The sequence below is a fragment of the Enterococcus ratti genome, from assembly GCF_001886195.1.
Classification (GTDB): domain Bacteria; phylum Bacillota; class Bacilli; order Lactobacillales; family Enterococcaceae; genus Enterococcus_B; species Enterococcus_B ratti.
This window is the reverse complement of the sequence record NZ_JXLB01000006.1, coordinates 1-18314: the sequence shown is the minus strand read 5'-3', so window position 1 is coordinate 18314 and position 18314 is coordinate 1. Positions and strand designations below refer to the sequence as shown.

General features: G+C 34.9%; 18 protein-coding genes. 3 read left to right on the top strand and 15 right to left on the bottom strand.

All coding sequences use genetic code 11. The features are described from left to right. The first annotated feature begins 26 nt into the window (after positions 1-26). From RV14_RS03830 to RV14_RS03820, 3 genes are read left to right on the top strand one after another with little or no spacing between them, the layout of a single operon-like run. Entirely contained in the window at positions 27-749 is a 723-nt protein-coding gene (locus RV14_RS03830; protein WP_071854989.1) for an ABC transporter ATP-binding protein, read from the top strand. Beyond that, the gene (locus tag RV14_RS03825) at positions 734-1438 is read left to right on the top strand and encodes an ABC transporter permease (protein ID WP_071854988.1); all 705 of its coding nucleotides are present in this window, start codon (positions 734-736) and stop codon (positions 1436-1438) included. Before RV14_RS03830 ends, RV14_RS03825 begins: the two co-directional genes overlap by 16 nt. Position 1439: 1 nt before the next feature. Further along, positions 1440-2666: an MFS transporter gene (locus RV14_RS03820; RefSeq protein WP_071854987.1), complete on the top strand. Its 1227-nt coding sequence runs from the start codon at positions 1440-1442 to the stop codon at positions 2664-2666. Positions 2667-2922: 256 nt separating this feature from the next. Here the strand turns inward: RV14_RS03820 and galU are convergent, their stop codons facing one another. The 15 genes from galU to RV14_RS03745 form a co-directional block, all read right to left on the bottom strand. Continuing rightward, positions 2923-3861, bottom strand: coding sequence for a UTP--glucose-1-phosphate uridylyltransferase GalU (gene galU, locus RV14_RS03815; protein WP_071854986.1), 939 nt, complete (start codon positions 3859-3861; stop codon positions 2923-2925). Positions 3862-3875: 14 nt separating this feature from the next. After that, the gene (locus tag RV14_RS03810) at positions 3876-4901 is read right to left on the bottom strand and encodes an NAD(P)H-dependent glycerol-3-phosphate dehydrogenase (protein WP_071854985.1); all 1026 of its coding nucleotides are present in this window, start codon (positions 4899-4901) and stop codon (positions 3876-3878) included. Positions 4902-4944: 43 nt separating this feature from the next. After that, positions 4945-5775, bottom strand: a complete 831-nt coding sequence (gene lgt / locus RV14_RS03805) for a prolipoprotein diacylglyceryl transferase (RefSeq protein WP_071854984.1) — start codon at positions 5773-5775, stop codon at positions 4945-4947. A gap of 14 nt (positions 5776-5789) precedes the next feature. Continuing rightward, entirely contained in the window at positions 5790-6728 is a 939-nt protein-coding gene (hprK, locus tag RV14_RS03800) for an HPr(Ser) kinase/phosphatase (protein WP_071854983.1), read from the bottom strand. A 194-nt stretch (positions 6729-6922) separates the two neighbouring features. Further along, positions 6923-7273, bottom strand: coding sequence for a phage holin family protein (locus RV14_RS03795; protein ID WP_071854982.1), 351 nt, complete (start codon positions 7271-7273; stop codon positions 6923-6925). Next, positions 7273-7578, bottom strand: a complete 306-nt coding sequence (locus RV14_RS03790) for a PspC domain-containing protein (RefSeq protein ID WP_071854981.1) — start codon at positions 7576-7578, stop codon at positions 7273-7275. The genes RV14_RS03795 and RV14_RS03790 overlap by 1 nt, the downstream gene beginning before the upstream one ends. A 182-nt stretch (positions 7579-7760) precedes the next feature. Continuing rightward, on the bottom strand, positions 7761-9332 hold the full coding sequence (liaX, locus tag RV14_RS03785; RefSeq protein ID WP_071854980.1) for a daptomycin-sensing surface protein LiaX: 1572 nt from the start codon (positions 9330-9332) through the stop codon (positions 7761-7763). A gap of 372 nt (positions 9333-9704) precedes the next feature. Beyond that, positions 9705-10382, bottom strand: a complete 678-nt coding sequence (gene phoU, locus RV14_RS03780; RefSeq protein WP_071854979.1) for a phosphate signaling complex protein PhoU — start codon at positions 10380-10382, stop codon at positions 9705-9707. 12 nt (positions 10383-10394) lie between these two features. Continuing rightward, complete coding sequence (gene pstB / locus RV14_RS03775; protein WP_071854978.1) at positions 10395-11153, bottom strand: phosphate ABC transporter ATP-binding protein PstB; 759 nt, start codon at positions 11151-11153, stop codon at positions 10395-10397. Positions 11154-11168: 15 nt separating this feature from the next. Next, positions 11169-11975 carry a phosphate ABC transporter ATP-binding protein PstB gene (gene pstB / locus RV14_RS03770; RefSeq protein WP_071854977.1) on the bottom strand — a complete coding sequence of 269 codons (807 nt, stop codon included), beginning with the start codon at positions 11973-11975 and terminating at the stop codon, positions 11169-11171. Positions 11976-11988: 13 nt separating this feature from the next. After that, positions 11989-12873 (bottom strand): phosphate ABC transporter permease PstA, encoded by an 885-nt coding sequence (pstA, locus tag RV14_RS03765; RefSeq protein ID WP_071854976.1) that lies wholly within the window; start codon positions 12871-12873, stop codon positions 11989-11991. Next, positions 12873-13793 (bottom strand): phosphate ABC transporter permease subunit PstC, encoded by a 921-nt coding sequence (gene pstC / locus RV14_RS03760; protein WP_071854975.1) that lies wholly within the window; start codon positions 13791-13793, stop codon positions 12873-12875. Before pstC ends, pstA begins: the two co-directional genes overlap by 1 nt. Positions 13794-13905: 112 nt before the next feature. Further along, positions 13906-14760: a phosphate ABC transporter substrate-binding protein PstS gene (locus tag RV14_RS03755; RefSeq protein ID WP_071854974.1), complete on the bottom strand. Its 855-nt coding sequence runs from the start codon at positions 14758-14760 to the stop codon at positions 13906-13908. Between the two features lie 333 nt (positions 14761-15093). Then, complete coding sequence (gene cls, locus RV14_RS03750) at positions 15094-16542, bottom strand: cardiolipin synthase (RefSeq protein WP_071854973.1); 1449 nt, start codon at positions 16540-16542, stop codon at positions 15094-15096. A gap of 533 nt (positions 16543-17075) precedes the next feature. Next, on the bottom strand, positions 17076-17783 hold the full coding sequence (locus RV14_RS03745) for a hypothetical protein (RefSeq protein ID WP_071854972.1): 708 nt from the start codon (positions 17781-17783) through the stop codon (positions 17076-17078). Between the last annotated feature and the right edge of the window lie 531 nt (positions 17784-18314).

Genomic DNA, 18314 nt, shown 5'->3' with positions numbered 1-18314 from the left:
CCATTGGTATGAATTGGAGGAAAAAAATGAAACCTATCGTCACTATTAATAATTTAGAAAAATGTTATCGAGGAGTCCCTGTCCTGCATCAATTGAGCCTTTTCATTCAACAAGGAGAAGTATTTGCAATTCTTGGAAAAAATGGTGCTGGAAAATCCACATTGTTTAAATTACTCGCAGGACTCATTGAGCCAACGGACGGTACGATTCAAATCTTAGACGCCAAACCCACCGATTTAATGATTAAAAGAAAAATTGGTGTCACCATTAATGAGCCAGTCTTTTACGAACAACTAACTGGATGGAAAAACTTAGAAATCCATGCGGCTTATTATGATGTAAACACCGCTAAATTAGCGCTTGCTTTTGAGCGAGTAGGATTAAATCCTAAAAATCATTTGCCAGTAAGTCAATATTCACTAGGAATGCGTCAACGTCTAGCAATTGCTCGGATGCTGTTGCCCAATCCTGAAATACTAATTATTGATGAACCTTTAAACGGCTTAGACCCTAAAGCCATTCGGGATTTTAGAGAACTTCTTCACGAATTAGCTAATGAAGGCACGACGATCATTTTATCTAGTCACATTCTTTCAGAAGTACAACATGTTGCATCCACCATTGCTGTTCTTTACGAAGGAGCAATTATCGCTAAAAAATCAACTCAAGAATGGCTACAACTTGAAGGAACTTCCTTTGAAAACAAAATGATTAACTTAATGGAGGGAACAGCATGTATAAATTATTAAAAATAGAATTAATGAAAGTAGATTGTAAACATTATTTAGGTATTGCTTTTCTTATCCCTGTAGTAGTACTGGCCTTTCTTTATTTTTTTGCATCCATTCCTCATTTTGACCCGACTGTTCAAATAAGCGATTCAGAAATAGCCTCCTATTCATTTATTTTAAATATGGCTTTTCTTTTAAACAGCGCGGGATTTATATTTTTAGGAGCAACAATGCTTGGAAAATTAATCATTGAAAGCTATTCAAATAAAAACATTTATTTAACTTTAAGCTATCCAGTTAGCCGTGAAAGAATTTTCTTTTCAAAACTAGGCATCGTCTGTCTATTAGGTAGTATCTTATCAGCACTTAGCTTAGCAATTATAGATATTGTTTTTTTAAGTGCAGAAAAAATTTTACCACTTGTTCATGACCAACTCAACATTTATCTCTTAGTTAAGCAAATTCCAATGATTTTTCTTTCTATTTTACTCGTTCCCGCTATTGATACATGTTCTCTATGGATCGGGTGGAAAAAGCGTTCAATTGCTTTAACTTTCTTTTCTTCACTTGTTTTATTTTCTCTAGTCGGCAATTCTGCAAGTTTAGGTACAAATACTCTATTCTATATTTTTACTATTTTTTATTTTTTTGGTGCCCTATTTTCTTCCTTATCTCTCGTCAATCAAGTGAAAAGAATTGAGATATAACATGATTAAAAAAAATATACTATCCTTACTAATTTTTAGTCAATTATTTTCAGTAATCGGAACAGTCACCATTCAGTTTACGTTGTCTCTTTATCTGTTAGATGTGACACATTCTGTATTTGTATTTAGCATCATTACCAGCTTATCCATCATCGGCAGACTTTTTATGCTTCCTTTTTGCGGGATTCTAACTGATCGAATGAATAAGCGACTGCTCATGGTCATCATGGACACCCTCTATTTAATTATTACCTTAATAATGTTTATCACTTTTATAACCACAAAAAATGTTATACCTATTGGAATACTCGTATGCTTAATGGGAATGGTTTCTGCTTTTGAAACTCCAATTGTTCAAGCAACCATCCCTTTAATTTGTGATAAAAATAAACTTCCAAAAGTAAATAGCATAGTTGACGGAATCGGAATTTTAGGAAATATGTTTGGACCTCTTTTGGCAGGAAGCATGTACAGCCAAAAAACTTTGCCCTTCATTTTTATATTCTGTGTTCTTTTATTTAGTATGGCAATGATCCTCCAAATGATTATGCGTTTTGATGAACAGCCTACTGCAAAAAAATTTGTTTCAGTCTTTCAAACTATAAAAGAAGATACGCATGAAGTATTACACTATTTAAAAAAAAATCAGCTTTTTCTAAAAATATGTTTACTCGCCTTTTTTTTAAACTTTTTCTTAACTTCTTTTATCCAAATTGTCATTCCATATTTAGCGAGAGTTTGGTTTGCAGCGAGTAATGAGCAATACAGTATAATGAATTTTTTGTTTTCCTTAGGAGGATTAATAGATACAATTACTTATGGAATTTTAGCAAAAAAAATAACGCTAAGCCATATTCCACAACAATTAACTTTAATAAGCTGTATTTTTTTACTCTTAGTTTTTCCAATCCATTTGCTTCCTGTAACAAAAACGGCTTTTTGGACAATGACGGGAATTGTTACCGTATTTCTAGCTTTCGTGTCACTAATTTCAATTGAATTAGTTGTATTTATTCAACTAACTGCCGAACAAAAACTTTTAGGTAGATTGATGTCTTTTATCATGGTTATCTGTACATTTGCTCTTCCTCCAGGACAAATTTTATTTGGTTGGATTAGCAGTATTTCTACAAATCTCCAATTGACTTATTTAGTGGGCGGCATTAGTTTATGTACGCTATTCGTTGCCTTTCTAAGCAAAAAACAGTTGAAATCCCACTTTACTTAATAAAATTGAACACCCTTATTTCTCAGAGTTAATCACTTCTATCCCAGCCTTAAATTTAGATAAAAACTTATTTTTTACGATTCCATTACCAGTAAAGAAACACTTATTCAACATACCAAATCAACACTAAAAATTCATGCATAACACAAATAAGCCGAATGATCCATCACCCTTCGTATTTACTGGATCATTCGGTTCTTAGTATGGTCACCCTAAGTCTTTCTCATTTGAAAAAGATAGAGTGACGGATCCGAAACTATTTTTTCATTTCTTTTTTTAATTCAATTTTTTCATTTCTTTTTGTTGAAACAACCTGACTACCTGCTTCCAATTCTTTACCCAACGCTTTAATATATGCTCTTAACGGTTCGCCAACTTCTGGATGCGTCAAGCCATATTCAATGCTTGTTTTCATAAAACCAAATTTGTCCCCTACGTCATAACGCTTTCCTGTAAATTTACGAGCAAACACTCGTTGTGTTTTGTTTAACGTATCAATTGCATCCGTCAATTGAATTTCATCACCTGCTCCCGGTTTTTGTTCATTTAAAACATCAAAAATTTCAGGTGTCAACAAATAACGCCCGATAATAGCTAAATTACTTGGTGCTTTGCTTGGCTCTGGTTTTTCAACAAAGTTTTTGACATTAAATAAACCTTCTTCTAATTCTTCACCGGGATTAATAATCCCGTATTTAGAAGTTTCTTTTTGTGGAACTTCCATCACAGCAATCGTTGAAGCATGTGTACGCTCATAGTCATCAATCAATTGTTGTGTCAAAGGAATCTCATCTTCCATAATGTCATCTCCTAACATCACAACGAAAGGTTCATTTCCAATAAAAGCACGTGCTTGTAAGACCGCATGTCCCAAACCTTTTGGATGCGATTGTCGAATGAAGTGAAGGTTAACGTCTGTTGTTTCTTCTACTAATTTTAATAACTCAGTTTTGCCTTTTTCACTTAAGTTCGTTTCTAATTCAATATTTGAATCGAAATGATCTTCAATAGGTCGTTTAGCTTTTCCCGTTACAATTAAAATATCTTCAATCCCTGATTTCAACGCTTCTTCAACAATAAATTGAATCGTTGGCTTATCAACAATTGGTAGCATCTCTTTTGCCATTGCTTTCGTCGCTGGTAAAAATCTTGTTCCTAATCCTGCCGCTGGAATAACTGCTTTTTTTACTTTCATGTGTCATCTCTCCTCTAAAAAATTGGTAATGAAAATTCATTTTCTTTTTTCCCATCGCGCAACATAATCTCTCTTGCTGCAATTTTTACATCTTTTTGCTTATAAAGTACTTCATAAATTGTTTGAGTAATAGGCATTTCAATCCCCATCATTTGAGCAAGTTCTCTAGCTACTTTTGTTGTATGGACACCTTCCACCACCATGCCCGTATTTTTCAAAACTTCTTCTAGTACTTGGCCTTGTCCTAATAAATTACCGGCACGCCAATTTCTAGAATGAACACTTGTGCAAGTGACAATCAAATCTCCTACCCCGCTAAGACCAATAAAAGTTAGCGGATTGGCTCCCATTGCCACACCTAACCGACTAATTTCGGCTAATCCTCTCGTTATAATTGCAGCTTTTGCATCGTCACCAAATCCTAACCCATGAATTGCTCCTGCGCCAATAGCAATAATATTTTTTAACGCAGCACCCATTTCAACACCGATTACATCTGAATTCGTATAAATTCTGAAATATCGATTCATGAAAAGCCTTTGAACAAAAGCGGCCGCTTTTTGATCAGTACTTGCAGCCGTAACCGTTGTAATATCATGCTTAGCGACTTCTTCTGCGTGACTAGGACCTGATAGCACAGCAATCGCTTGTCGCTTTTCAACCGGAATTTCTTCCAAAAGAATTTCTGAAATGCGCTTGTGTGTTTGCTGTTCAAGTCCCTTACTAGCATGAATAATCACTGGCTTCGTATTCAAATGATTGATTACTTCTTGTGCAACTGAACGAATTGCCTTGGTAGGTACGACAAACACTAAGGCATCAACGTCTTGAACGGCTTGTTTCACAGACATAAACGCCTGAATTGATGCTGGTAGCGTATGATGAGGTAAATATTTTTGATTGGTGTGCTGTTGATTGATTTCATCTATTTGAGGTTGGCGATGTCCCCACAAACGAACATCATGCCCATTTTCGGCAAGAACTTGAGCTAAAGCCGTTCCCCAAGAACCGGCACCTAAAACTGCTACCTTACATTCCATTTTACCACTCCTGCTATTTTTTTCATTTTATTCGCTCTCGAATTTAGATTAATAGCTGATTTTTTCCTAAAGTCCGGTCATAATCTGAGAGATTCCCTTTCTTTCTACGCCAAATAAACAAAATAATGGTTCCAATGAATAAAACAGCTGACAACAATTGTGAGATTCGAATCATTCCTAGAAAATATAGACTGTCTGTCCGCATTCCCTCGATAAAAAAGCGCCCAAAACTATACCATATGATATAAACCAGTAAGACTTCGCCTTTTTTCAACAAATACTTTTTATTTCTTAAAAATAAAAGCAAAACAAAACCAATTACATTCCAAACAGATTCATATAAGAAAGTTGGTTGACGATAGAACCCTTCAATATACATGTTATCAATAATGACTTTGGGGATATGCAAATTCTCTAAAAACGTCTTTGTCGTAATAGGTCCATATGCTTCATGATTCATAAAATTGCCCCATCTTCCGATTGCTTGGGCAAACAAAACACTTGGTGCTGCGATATCTAAAAATGTCCATATCGATATAAAGTGATATTTAGTAAAAAAATATAACGTAATGGCTCCTGCAATTAATCCACCATAAATTGCTAATCCTCCAGAACGAATATTAAATATTTGAATAGGATTCGCTAAATACTGCGGTAAATTGAATAAGATATAATACAAACGTGCACCAATAATCGACAAAGGCAACCCCCACAGCATGAAATCAGTCACATCATCTGCTTTCAATCCAACGCGTACGGCCTCTCGGCTGCTAAGCCACATGGCAATAAGTATTCCTGATACGATAATCAAAGCATACCAGTAAATCGGTATTCCTAAAAGATTAAACGCCACTCGATCGATTTGAGCTAACATGTTTTCACTCCTTGCTATTGGTTCGTTGAATTTTCTTCAATAAGGCGACTCAAACGTTCTTCAAACGTTTTGGTTGCATCAAACCCCATCGTTTTTGCACGGAAATTCATTGCAGCGACCTCAATAATAATCGCTACATTTCTTCCCGTTTTTACAGGTACTTTGATCTGAGGAATGCCGACTTCTGCAATCTCCACAGACGTATCTTCCGAACCTAGCCGATCATATTTTTTATCTTTAGCCCACGCCTCTAAATAGACAGCCAGCTGAACTTGCATCGATCCGCGAACAGCGCTTGCACCAAATAAATTCATTACGTCAATAATACCAATTCCTCTGATCTCAATCAAATGCTCCAAGATTTTTGGAGGTTCTCCAATCACAGTTAGCTCATCTTGTTGATAAACGTCGACTCGATCATCCGCGATCAAACGATGGCCTCGTTTGATCAATTCTAACGCCGTCTCACTTTTTCCAATCCCGCTATCTCCTTGAATCAACACTCCTAACCCGTACACATCAACTAATACTCCATGGACACTCGTTCTAGGAGCTAATCGCCCATCTAAATAACTGGATAATTCACCAAGCAGACGTGAGGTAGAAATAGGCGAACGCAATACGGCCATGCCATATTCATTTGCTGCTTGAATCATTTCTTCAGAAGCAGGTAAGCCTCTGGAGATAATAAATGCCGGCATATCTTCACTACATAATCTCCTCATAATCATCAGTCTTTCTTCAGGCATCATCCGTTCAGCAAAACTGATTTCTTTGCTTCCAAATAACTGCAGGCGATCATGTGAATAATAATTAAAATATCCGGTCAATTCTAATCCAGGTCTTGAGATGTCACCGGTTACTATAACACGTTCCAAACTCTTTTCATCGCCAGTCACAATTTCTAATGATAATTTTTCTACTAATTGGCTTACTTTTACAATTTCTGCCATTCGTGCTACCTCATTTCTATTAGAGTGTTCCTCCCTCATTTTATCATTGTCTGACAAAAAGTACTACCAAATAAAAAAACGTTTTTATTCTAAAATTTGTTTTTTCTTATATAAACACAAAAAAAGGAGACACCTACAAAAATGAAAGAGCAATTTTCATAGATGTCCTTTTTATATTAGCAACTTTTTATTTTCTATCTTCTACTATTGTGTTCACTTACAATCATGTTTACTGTTGACATAACAACCGCTACAAGAAACGCCGACCAGAATGAAGAAAAACTAAAATTATTTGCTCCTATGAAAAAAGAAGTCATTTTAAGAATAACGGCATTAATGACAAACGTAAATAAACCAAGCGTAAACAAAGTAAATGGCAAAGATAAAACCATTAGAACTGGCTTAATAAACATGTTCAATAAAGATAAAACAAAGCTTGCTGCGATAGCCGTCCAAATACTTTCCACATAAATCATATTTGGAAAAATCACAGCAAGTGAGATAAACGTCAGCGTATTAACGATGATACGTTGAAGATACGACATTAAAAGTCACTCCATTCGTCATCATCAACTTTTTCCGCTTCTTTGCGCTTTCTTGTTTGTTTCTGATAGTCATTATTTCTATAATATTGGTTTTCATGTCCATAATGCGTACGTGTACTTCGACCGGATGGGATAATCAAAGCCAATAATATATACAAAATAATAGGACTTCCAAAAGCCACTAAACTTAAAAAGACATAAATCACTCGAACAACCGTTGGATCAATGCCAACATATTCAGCAATTCCAGCTAATGTCCCTGTCAAAACAATATTTTTATTTGATTTTGTCAGCTTTCTTTTCATTTTACTTTCACCTCTATTCTATCATTTTAATGGAAGAAAAAGAGAGTGACAATAAAAATAAACTTCCTTTTGTTCACTCTTTTTCTTAAACAGATTCTCTAACATCTAAAAAACAAATCACTACTAAAAAATCACCCAGTGAAAATCTTCTGTTTTTTATCTTGGCTTACTTTTTCGTCTTCTTATTTATCTGTATCTTTTAAATAAATACTTCCAGTTGTAGTTGATAATTGAATGTTAGCTACTTCATTGTCTGACAGACGTCTAAACTGTAACAGTTGATTCGTCCGCTCTTTTTTCTCACGAATAATTTCATAATTAGAAAGTCGGCTATTAATACTTCCTAAATTTGTTTTAGCATTTCCTTCCATGCCGATATTCTCTGGCAGTGCCACTTTGACATTTCCATTAACAGAACTCGCTTCAATTTTTTTCAGCTTCTCTTCTTTCATTGTTAAGCGTATATCTCCATTAACTAAAGACACAGAAAGATTCTCTGGCGTAGTTCCCACTACCACCGTACCATTAACTGTCTCAATAATTGAGTCTAAAACGCGCCCTTCTTGAACATCAATATTTCCATTAACGCCTTCGACTTCAAGCATCGTAGCATGTAAGCGGTAAATCTTAATATTCCCATTTGTGGATTTTACGTAGACATCTTTTCCTTCTAAGTGATCAATTGTAATATTCCCATTTAGCAACTTAATTGCCGTATGGTCATAAACACGCTCTGGCAGATAAAAAACTAAATCAGTACGTACACGTTTATTAGGAATTTGGAAGGAAATATGTTCATCATTTACTTCAATTTGGCTTCGTTCCAAAAAGGCTTCAAATGGCTCTGCATTCATTTTACCGTATAACTTGATTTTTGCTTCAATTTTGACGTCCTCATTCTCCCAAGTCTTTAATGTCACATTGCCATTTGCTGCCTTGATATCAATAATACTTGCTGCCGGCGCTCTATAATAAAATTCATGCTCGAATTTGGTTGTAGCAATGCCTGGAACACGCAAATTTACATCTTTCCACTCCATGTTTTCATTAACTGTTTCTGATACCGTTTGGAAAGTTTTCTTTAGAAATCTTCCTAACTGAGAACCTGCTTCAGACATTTTTTCTCCCACTTGATTTAACGTATCACTTGCCTGTTCTTTCCAATCCTCCGGAAGATCAAATTTCTCAGTAAACGTTTCTTTCTTTTCTGACCATTGATTTTTACGAATATCTTTTAGTTCCGCTTCTAATTTTAGCTGTTCTTTTGTTAGCTCATTTTTATCATCTTCTATTTTTTTCAGTTCATCTTCCAATTTTTTTCTTTGAATCACTTCGTCTTCTGTTAATTGGTCCAATTCTTCTTTGGTATTGAGCTGCATCAATGCTTCCTGTTTTTCATTGTGCACTACTTTATTTTTTGCTAAAGCTTCGTTTACTTCATCTAAATGTACAGATGTTTTATTTGCTTGTGTTGCCAACTCGTCTAAAATACGTTCTAAATTTTCTTGGTCTTCTTGCTCTTTTTGTTTTGGATCAACCTGAAAGTGAATTTTCTCCGTCAATTCATTTTCTAATTCATCAATTAATTGACTCGACTGCTCTTTTTCCTTATGACTAGCAGTAACCTTATCTGCTTCTTTTGCGATTTGTTTTTCATCTTTTTCAGTAGCCATGCTTTCTAATAAATCTAAGCCTTCTTCAGTTGAAAGGATTCCTTTTTTTACTAAATCTAAAATACGTTCTCTTTCTTTCATGGAAATTGCCTCCTTAAGCAAAAATAGTTTGCAAGCTTTTCCTTACATTCATATTATGCACGGAATAACAGTAAAAGTCATAGGACTTAAGTAGTAAATTTTTCTCCAACTTAAGATAATTATTAAAAACTAATTAATCCTGCTTTTAAAAAAATAGACGTACTGCTTTTTACATTGTTAATTTCCTTCATCTTTATAAGTATTATAAATCATGCAAAAAATACGCAAAAAGCATTCACTAACAGAAATTTAAATTTGATATTTCTTTATATTTTATCTACATCAAAAAAGCCGAAAAAATCGAAAATAGCATTTTGTATTTTCATCATTCTTCGGCTCACGACGTTGAGGTACCTGCATAAAATCATTTGCTTAAAAAATTTCGTTATGATTTATATTTAATTCAGTAATTTTCCCAGTCGCTAAGTAAACAATCCATTCACAAATGTTTGTCACATAATCTCCAATACGTTCCAAATAACTCGCAACATTCAAATAATCTGTTCCACTGATTACTGTCTCTGGATCAGACTGCATATTTTTGATGGTTGCATTATAAATACGATTAAAGTAATCATTGACTCGTTGATCCATATTAGCAATCGTTCGTGCATCTTTTTCATCCGTTTTTACGTAAGCCACCAAAACGTTATCCACCATTTTTTTTACATAATCGGACATGTCGGAAATCTCTTTTTCAATTTCCGGTATTCTTGTTTGTCCTTTGACACGGATCGTTGATTTAGCAACAGAAACAGCATGATCAGCCATCCGCTCTAAATCTGAACTTGCTTTCATCACTGTAATAATCATACGCAAGTCCGTTGTCACTGGTTGTTGTAGCGCAATCATTTCAAAACTTTTTTTCTCTAAACGTGTTTCCATATCATTGATTTTTATGTCATTTTCAATGACTTCTTGCGCAAGTGTTTTATCATGTTTGATGTACGCACGAACTGACTTATGCACTGCACTGCTAACCATCATCCCCATCTCATAAAATTGATTATGAAGATTAAGCAACTCTTCTTCAAACTGCGTTCGCAACATTTTATTTCCCCCTTATCCAAATCGCCCTGAAATATAGTCTTCTGTTTCTTTTTTTTCTGGAGTCATAAAGATTTTTTTTGTATCGTTAAACTCAATCAAATTTCCATCTAAGAAAAAAGCCGTTTTATCTGAAACACGTGAAGCTTGTGACATATTATGCGTAACTATAATCATAGTATATCTTTCTTTTAATTCCAAGAGCATGCTCTCAATTTTTCCCGTAGAAACAGGATCAAGCGCACTTGTTGGTTCATCCAATAAAATAATGTCTGGATTCACTGCCAGCACTCTAGCAATACAAACTCGCTGCTGCTGCCCCCCCGATAAAGAAAGCGCACTTTTATGCAATTTATCTTTGACATCTTCCCAAACTGAAGCCGCTTTTAAACTTTCTTCTACTATTTGATCAAAAACTTTTTTGTCTTTTTCACCTTTTAATTTTAATCCATAAATGACATTTTCATAAATAGAAAAAGGAAAAGGATTAGGTTGTTGAAACACCATGCCGATTTCTTTACGTAATTCGACAATATCTGTTTTTGGTCCATAAATATCTTTTTCTTTATAAAGCACACTTCCCGTAATTGTCACTCCGGGAATCAAATCATTCATCCGATTCAAGGAACGCAAATAAGTCGATTTTCCACAGCCTGAAGGACCAATCATTGCAGTGATTTCTCCTTGATTGAAACTTAAATCAATCCCTTTTAGCGCTTCTTTTTTCCCGTAGTAGAGATGTAAATCTTTTGATGAGATAATTTCTTTTGCCATAACGAATCCTCCGCCTTATCCAAAATGACCAGATACATAATCTTCGGTCGCTTGAATTTTTGGTCTAGTAAATATCTTATTCGTTTTATCATATTCAATCGCTTTTCCCAAATAGAAAAAAGCAGTATAATCACTGATACGAGCTGCTTGTTGCATATTATGAGTAACAATGATAATCGTATAATCAGCTTTTAAATTGATGAGTGTTTCTTCTACTGTTCCTGTAGAAATCGGATCTAACGCACTGGCTGGTTCATCTAATAATAATATATCCGGCTTCATAGCAATCGCACGAGCAATACACAGCCGCTGCTGCTGCCCGCCTGATAAGGCTAGCGCACTTTTTTCTAAATTATCTTTTACCTGATCCCATAACGCAGCTTGTTTCAAACTAGTTTCAACAATTTCATCTAACTTCTTCTTATCCTTTTCACCGTGTCGTTTCAACGCAAAGGTGATGTTTTCATAGATTGATTTACTAAAGGGATTAGGCCGCTGAAAAACCATCCCTATGCGTTTGCGCATTTCATACACATCAATTTGCGGCGCATTAATATCTACATCTTTATACATAATTTTTCCAGTAACTTTCGTATTAGCAATCCCATCATTCATGCGATTTAATGAACGTAAATAGGTCGATTTTCCACAACCCGAAGGACCAATCAAAGCAGTAATTTTCTTTTTTTCAAATTCTAAGTCTACTCCTTTGATCGCTTCGTTCTCACCATACCAAACGTGAAGATTTTCTGTATACAAAGCCACTTCTTTTGTTGAACTCATCGTCAAGATGTTTCTTTCATTCCAATTGTATTCCTTCATCATCTTCTTCTCCTTAAGCTGAAGTCATTTTACGATACAAACGTTTCCCTATAGCACGAGCACCAAAATTAAATAGTAATACTGCTATAATCAATACAGCAGAAGCTCCCGCAGACACTGATACGCCATCTGGCATCGTTCCTTCTGTATTGATTTTCCAAATATGAACAGCTAACGTTTCAGCTTGACGAAAAATACTGATTGGACTAGATACACTCAATGGATTCCAGTTTGAAAAATCAAGAGCTGGAGCGCTTTGACCAGCCGTATAAATTAAAGCTGCGGCTTCACCAAAAATTCTACCTGAACTCAAAATCACACCTGTTAAAATTCCCGGAGTTGCTTCTGGAACTACCACCCGAATAACCGTCTCCCAACGTGATAGACCCAATGCCAGTCCCGCTTCACGTTGGGTATAATGAACAGATTGCAGCGATTCTTCTACTGTTCTTGTCAATAAAGGCAAATTAAAAACTGTCAAAGCCAACGCCCCAGAAATAATCGAAAACCCATACTGAAACTGAATAACAAAAACTAAAAAACCAAATAAACCAACTACGACAGACGGCAGTGAGCTTAAAATTTCAATAGATGTACGAATGACGTCTGTCAGCCAATTTTTCCCAGCATATTCAGAAAGATAGATCCCTGCACCTAATGAAAGAGGAAAACTAATAATCATGGTAATCAATAATAAATAAATCGAATTAAACAATTGAATGCCAATTCCTCCGCCGGCTTGATAAGCTTTTGCTGGTTCAGTTAAAAAGGACCAAGAAATATGAGGAATCCCTCGAATTAAAATATATAAAAGCAAGGCAGCCAAAATCAATACGATAATTCCGGAGATCGTGTAAAGAACACCTGTTGCAATTTTATCCGCACGTTTTGCCTTCATTAGTTCAATGCTCCTTTCTTACCAATCATTCGAATTACAATATTAAAGAATAAAGACATCAACAGTAAAATTAAGGCTAATGACCATAACACATTATTTTCAACCGTCCCCATGATCGTATTCCCGATTCCCATCGTCAAAATAGAAGTCAGCGTAGAAGCAGGAGTAGTCAATCCTGTAGGCATCAATGCCGCATTTCCGATAACCATTTGGATCGCTAGAGCTTCACCAAAGGCACGTGCCATCCCAAAAACAACTGCCGTTAAAATTCCTGGTACTGCCGCACGCAAAACAACTTTATAAATTGTTTGCCATCTTGTCGCTCCTAACGCTAGAGAAGCTTCACGATAATGACGAGGCACAGCTTTAAGTGCGTCAACAGTCATAGTCGTTACAGTTGGTAAAATCATAATAAACAAAACAAACGTCCCAGCTAAAATACCAAAACCAGTACCACCAAAAACACTTCTAATAAAAGGAACGATCACTGATAACCCAATAAAACCATACACAACAGATGGAATTCCCACTAATAACTCAATGACCGGCTGTAAAATTTTTGTTCCATTCTTTGGAGAAATTTCTGTCATAAAAACCGCTGCTCCGATGGCAAAAGGTGTAGCAATAATTGCAGATAAAAAAGTAACAATAAATGAGCCAGCAATCATTGGTAAAGCACCGACCAACGGTTTTCCGTCAGCTCCTACTTGCCCTGGATTCCAATTGGTGCCAAACAAGAAATCAAATACGTTAATCTTATTGACAAAAAAGGTTGCTAACCCCTTGCTTGCAACAAAATAAAAAATGGCTAATACGACAACAACGATAAACGCAATACACAAAAAACTAATGAATTTACCGTGCTGTTCCATTCTTGAACGCTTAGATTTAGTTAATAATGCTTTTTTTACATCTTCCACAGATGATTCCTCCTTCATAAGGCATGCCTATTCAGTGTACAAAGTAAATGTCAATTTATGTTTAATAACATGTAAAATTTATGCGAAGTTTGTAAATTTTTTGTAAAGGGAATTATTTTACAATATTTCCTTCCCAATCTCGTTCCACCTGCATACGTGAAACGGGAATATAACCTAATTCACCGACAATATGTTTTTGTACATTGTCAGAAAGCATATATTCTAAAAACTCTTTTGTTAATTGTTTTGGTTGATCTTTTGTATACATGTGTTCATAAGACCAAATCGTCCATTTATTAGTCATAACATTTTCATCTGTTGGAGCAACTCCATCAATACTTAATGCCGCTACCTCCTTGTTCACGTAAGAAAATGCCACATAACTGATCGCACCAGGAGTGTCAGCTACAATTTGACGTACCATTCCGCTTGAATCTTGTTCTTGTGCACGAACAGCCGTTGCTCCGTCTAATACCCATTTTTCAAACGTGCTGCGCGTTCCACTACCGGATGCACGATTTAAAATAACCACGGGCTGGTCATTGCCGCCCAATTCTTTCCAATTTTCAATTTCACCTGTAAATAACTTTCTTAAATTCATCAATGAAATGTCTTTGATTCCTACTTCTTTATTTACAATTGGTGCGATTCCCACTACCGCTACACGATGGTCCACTAGAGCAGCCGCATCAATTCCTGATTTTTCTTCTGCAAACAAATCAGAATTTCCAATGTTTACTGCGCCCGATTGAACTTGAGATAATCCTGTACCACTTCCTCCTCCTTGAACATTAATAAACTTCCCGGGATTTTCAGCCTGAAAAGATTCAGCAACTGTTTCAACCAAAGGCTGTAAAGCAGAGGAGCCAACAGCCGTAATGGATTCTCCTCGATCAATCCATTTTGAACAACCTGATAAAAAAATGATTAATCCTAGCATCGGCAAGAGTAATTTGAATTTTTTCATTTAAAAATCTCCTTTAATTCTAAAGTAAATTCATTTTAACATTTCCACTAATGCTTGAAAACGAATCAGATTTTTTAAATAACAAAAACAATGGATTTCATAAAAAAAATACTATCTCATTAAGTATATCTATGCTATACTTGCTTTGAAATGTGTCTCTTTATTAAGCATTAGTTAACTTATTTCTTGCTTTCCCCAAAATCAAGAAGTACCCCAAAGTTAAGCTCATGCGAGACGCTTTCTCCATTTCTGACAGTTTACAGAAATGGCCCCGACAAAAAAAGGACATGAAAAGGCGTCAAAAACGTCTATTCATGTCCTTTTTGATTTAGATTATAACAAAGGAGAAATTAATCGTGCCAACCCTTCTTTTAATTTTATTCTACATCCTCGCTGATCGTAAATTTCCCTAGTTAAGCGTTGAGACATCATTGAATCCTCAAAAAATGCTTTCCTTACCTGCGTTGCCATTTTTTCATCATAAATCAATGTATTTACTTCAAAATCTAATTTAAAAGAGCGTACATCGATATTTGCTGAGCCGATCGAAACGATCCCGCTATCAACAATCATTGTTTTGGCATGAATGAATCCATTCTCATAGGTTTCTATTATGGCACCATATTCAAGCAATTCCGCTGCAAAAGAATAAGTCGCCCAATAAACAAGTGGATGATCGGGCTTATTTGGTATTTGTATCTGGACGTTTACTCCTGAAAGCAATGCCAGCTTTAAAGCTTCATGAATCGATTCATCCGGGATATAATAGGGTGTTTGAATTAAAATCTCTTTTTTGGCTAATGAAATCACTTTTAAATAGGTCATTTTAATTTGTTCGTGTTCCGAATCGGGGCCACTCGTTACTATCTGAAGAGCCAAATTGCCTATTGATTCAATCGTAGGAAAAAAGTTTGGTGCATAGCTGACCTCTTTTACACGCTGTGAATTCCAATCCATTAAGAAACGATTTTGCAAAGTGTAAACAGCTTCACCATAAATACGCAAATGATTGTCACGCCAATAACCAAACTTCGCTACTTCACCTAAATACTCGCTTCCTACATTAAATCCACCAATATACCCGATCTTCCCATCAATTACAACAATTTTCCGATGGTTTCTATAGTTGATTCGTGGATTGAGATAAGGCACAAACAAAGGAAAGAAAAAGGCAATTTCACCGCCAGCTGATTGTAATTCTTGAAAAAATTTAGCCTTCACTTGTGTGGAACCCCAAGCATCTAACAATACTCGAACTTTGACTCCTCTTTTCGCAGCCGCCGTTAAAGCCTCTCGAACCTTAATTCCTAACGCATCACTACGATAAATATAGTATTGAAAATGAATGTGGTCTTTTGCATGCCTGATGTCCTCCAACAACGCCTCAAATTTTTCTCGTCCATCGGTAAACAATGTTACTTTGTTTTTTGTCGTGTACAACGTACTTTCAAAAACCGTCAACATGTAAATTAGTTGTTTAACGTCTACTTGCCCTGTAGGCGGATGCGGATATAACCCGCGGATTAACGCTTGTTTATCTTCTTCAATTTCAAGATTTTTACCAATTTTTCCTTGAATCTTTAAATCAAAAATTTTATCTTTCGAGATGCCTCTGCCAAGAAAAATATAAAGAATAAAACCAACAATCGGAATAAACAACAACACCAACAACCATGCCCATGTTTGAGCAGTTTCTTTTCGCTCACGAAAAATGATGACGAGCGATAATAATATATTTGCAATTAAGATAATAATAAAAAAATGATTTACAACTACTCCCATGGCTCACCTCTTCATTTTTTTGCCTACTTAAGAATAGCTGAGTTATTTTTTAAAGTAAAGAAAAACTAGGGGGTAAGTGGTTAGGAAATTACTCATTCCTAACTACACAATTAATTAAAAAATTCCACTTCTTTCACACAACAAAATAATGAGACAACTTCACATATTCGATCGTTGTCTCATTATTACTTAATAAAATTAACTTATTTATATAAAAACGTGGCTGTTTTTTGATAATGAATTTGTACAATGCTTTTACAAAGCTTGCTTATAAAACAGCCGTTATCTCATCGCGTAAAAAAACAGCTTGATCTACCATGATAACAAGGACTAAATACCATAAATTAGCCACTGTATTTTTTCAATCAAAAAAATTAAAAATCCAACACCAAAAATGAGAAAAAGATGGAAGAATTGAATACTACCACATAGACTATTTCTTTACACTCAAACGTTCAATATCATTAAATGTTTCTTATCAGTGACTAATCTACGAGTAAACCTTTTCTTTCATCCTTTCCTTTTTATAATTCTTAAGCGTTAGGTATAAATGAGTTTAAGTAAACACTCTTTTCTTGGTCATTAATCTTAAATTCATACGTTCCAGTAGTTGTATTTGGTAATTTTATTGTTTTATTTACTTGTAATGCCGCTCTATCTGCTGAAATTACAATTGTTGCATCTTTTCCAGTTCGTTTTAATTTCTTGACACTTGTTACATAATTTCCTACTTCATACGTTTTATTGAAGATAGCTCGTGTACGTGAACCATTTTTTTCTTTAATACTGATTTTTCCATATGCTTGATTAGGATTTTTCCATAATGTGTTACGGAAAGTTCTCGTATAGACGTCTAAGCTATTGTCGTTAACAATTACACTCACTTGAGCAATCACTTCTCCGTCTTCTGTAGCAAGACGCATTTCATATACTCTACTCTCAATCTCTTTTAACTCTTTTGTTAATAGTTGTTTTTCAAGTGGATCAGCTAGCTGGTTTACTTGGTTTAATAAATCGTCTATTTTACTTTGCATTACCCTGTTATTCAACATCTTTTGATTGTTCTCTACATAATAAAATTCACTAATTGCTTCTTTAATTTGCTCGAATTCTAAGCTATGTGAGACTTTAGCTGCACTTATTTTTTGAGAGGCTTGCTCTGCAAAAACAGCATTTCCTCCCATTGCAGCACCACTTAATAATGTAGAACTAACTAAAATAATTGAAAATATTTTTTTCATTTGGAATTTCTCTCCTTTGTTTTTAGTAAGTCTAGTATAAACATCTCTCTTTCACAGAATCAATATTAACCATTATTCAATTTATCAAAGAAAAAAATTCGAATCGAAAAAAAGAAAAAATTTTCATCTCTTGCCGATTGATTCTTATTTTATCCATTTAGGTTAAATTCCTCACCTTTCAAACTAGTATTTAGCTTATTTAATCATTGTTTATTCGACAGTACATCATAAAATAAATGTGAAAAATAGACCTCGAATTGGGTTATCATTCTTGAAAAGTAGGCATACACTTTTCTTAAATTTTCCAAACATTTGGATAAATACAAACTCTTAATTCTTTCATCAAAAGTCATGAAAAAAACGAAAACTTGTGAGCTTTATAAAAAGAAGCAATCTACTCGCATCTTATAGAAATAAAGCCAACCACTTTTAACCAAATTTGTCTTTAATTATGTTCATTTATCAAAAATTTCACTTTTTTATTTTCTGAACGAAAAAAGTTTGAAAATCATAACCACCCTTCAAAAGGGT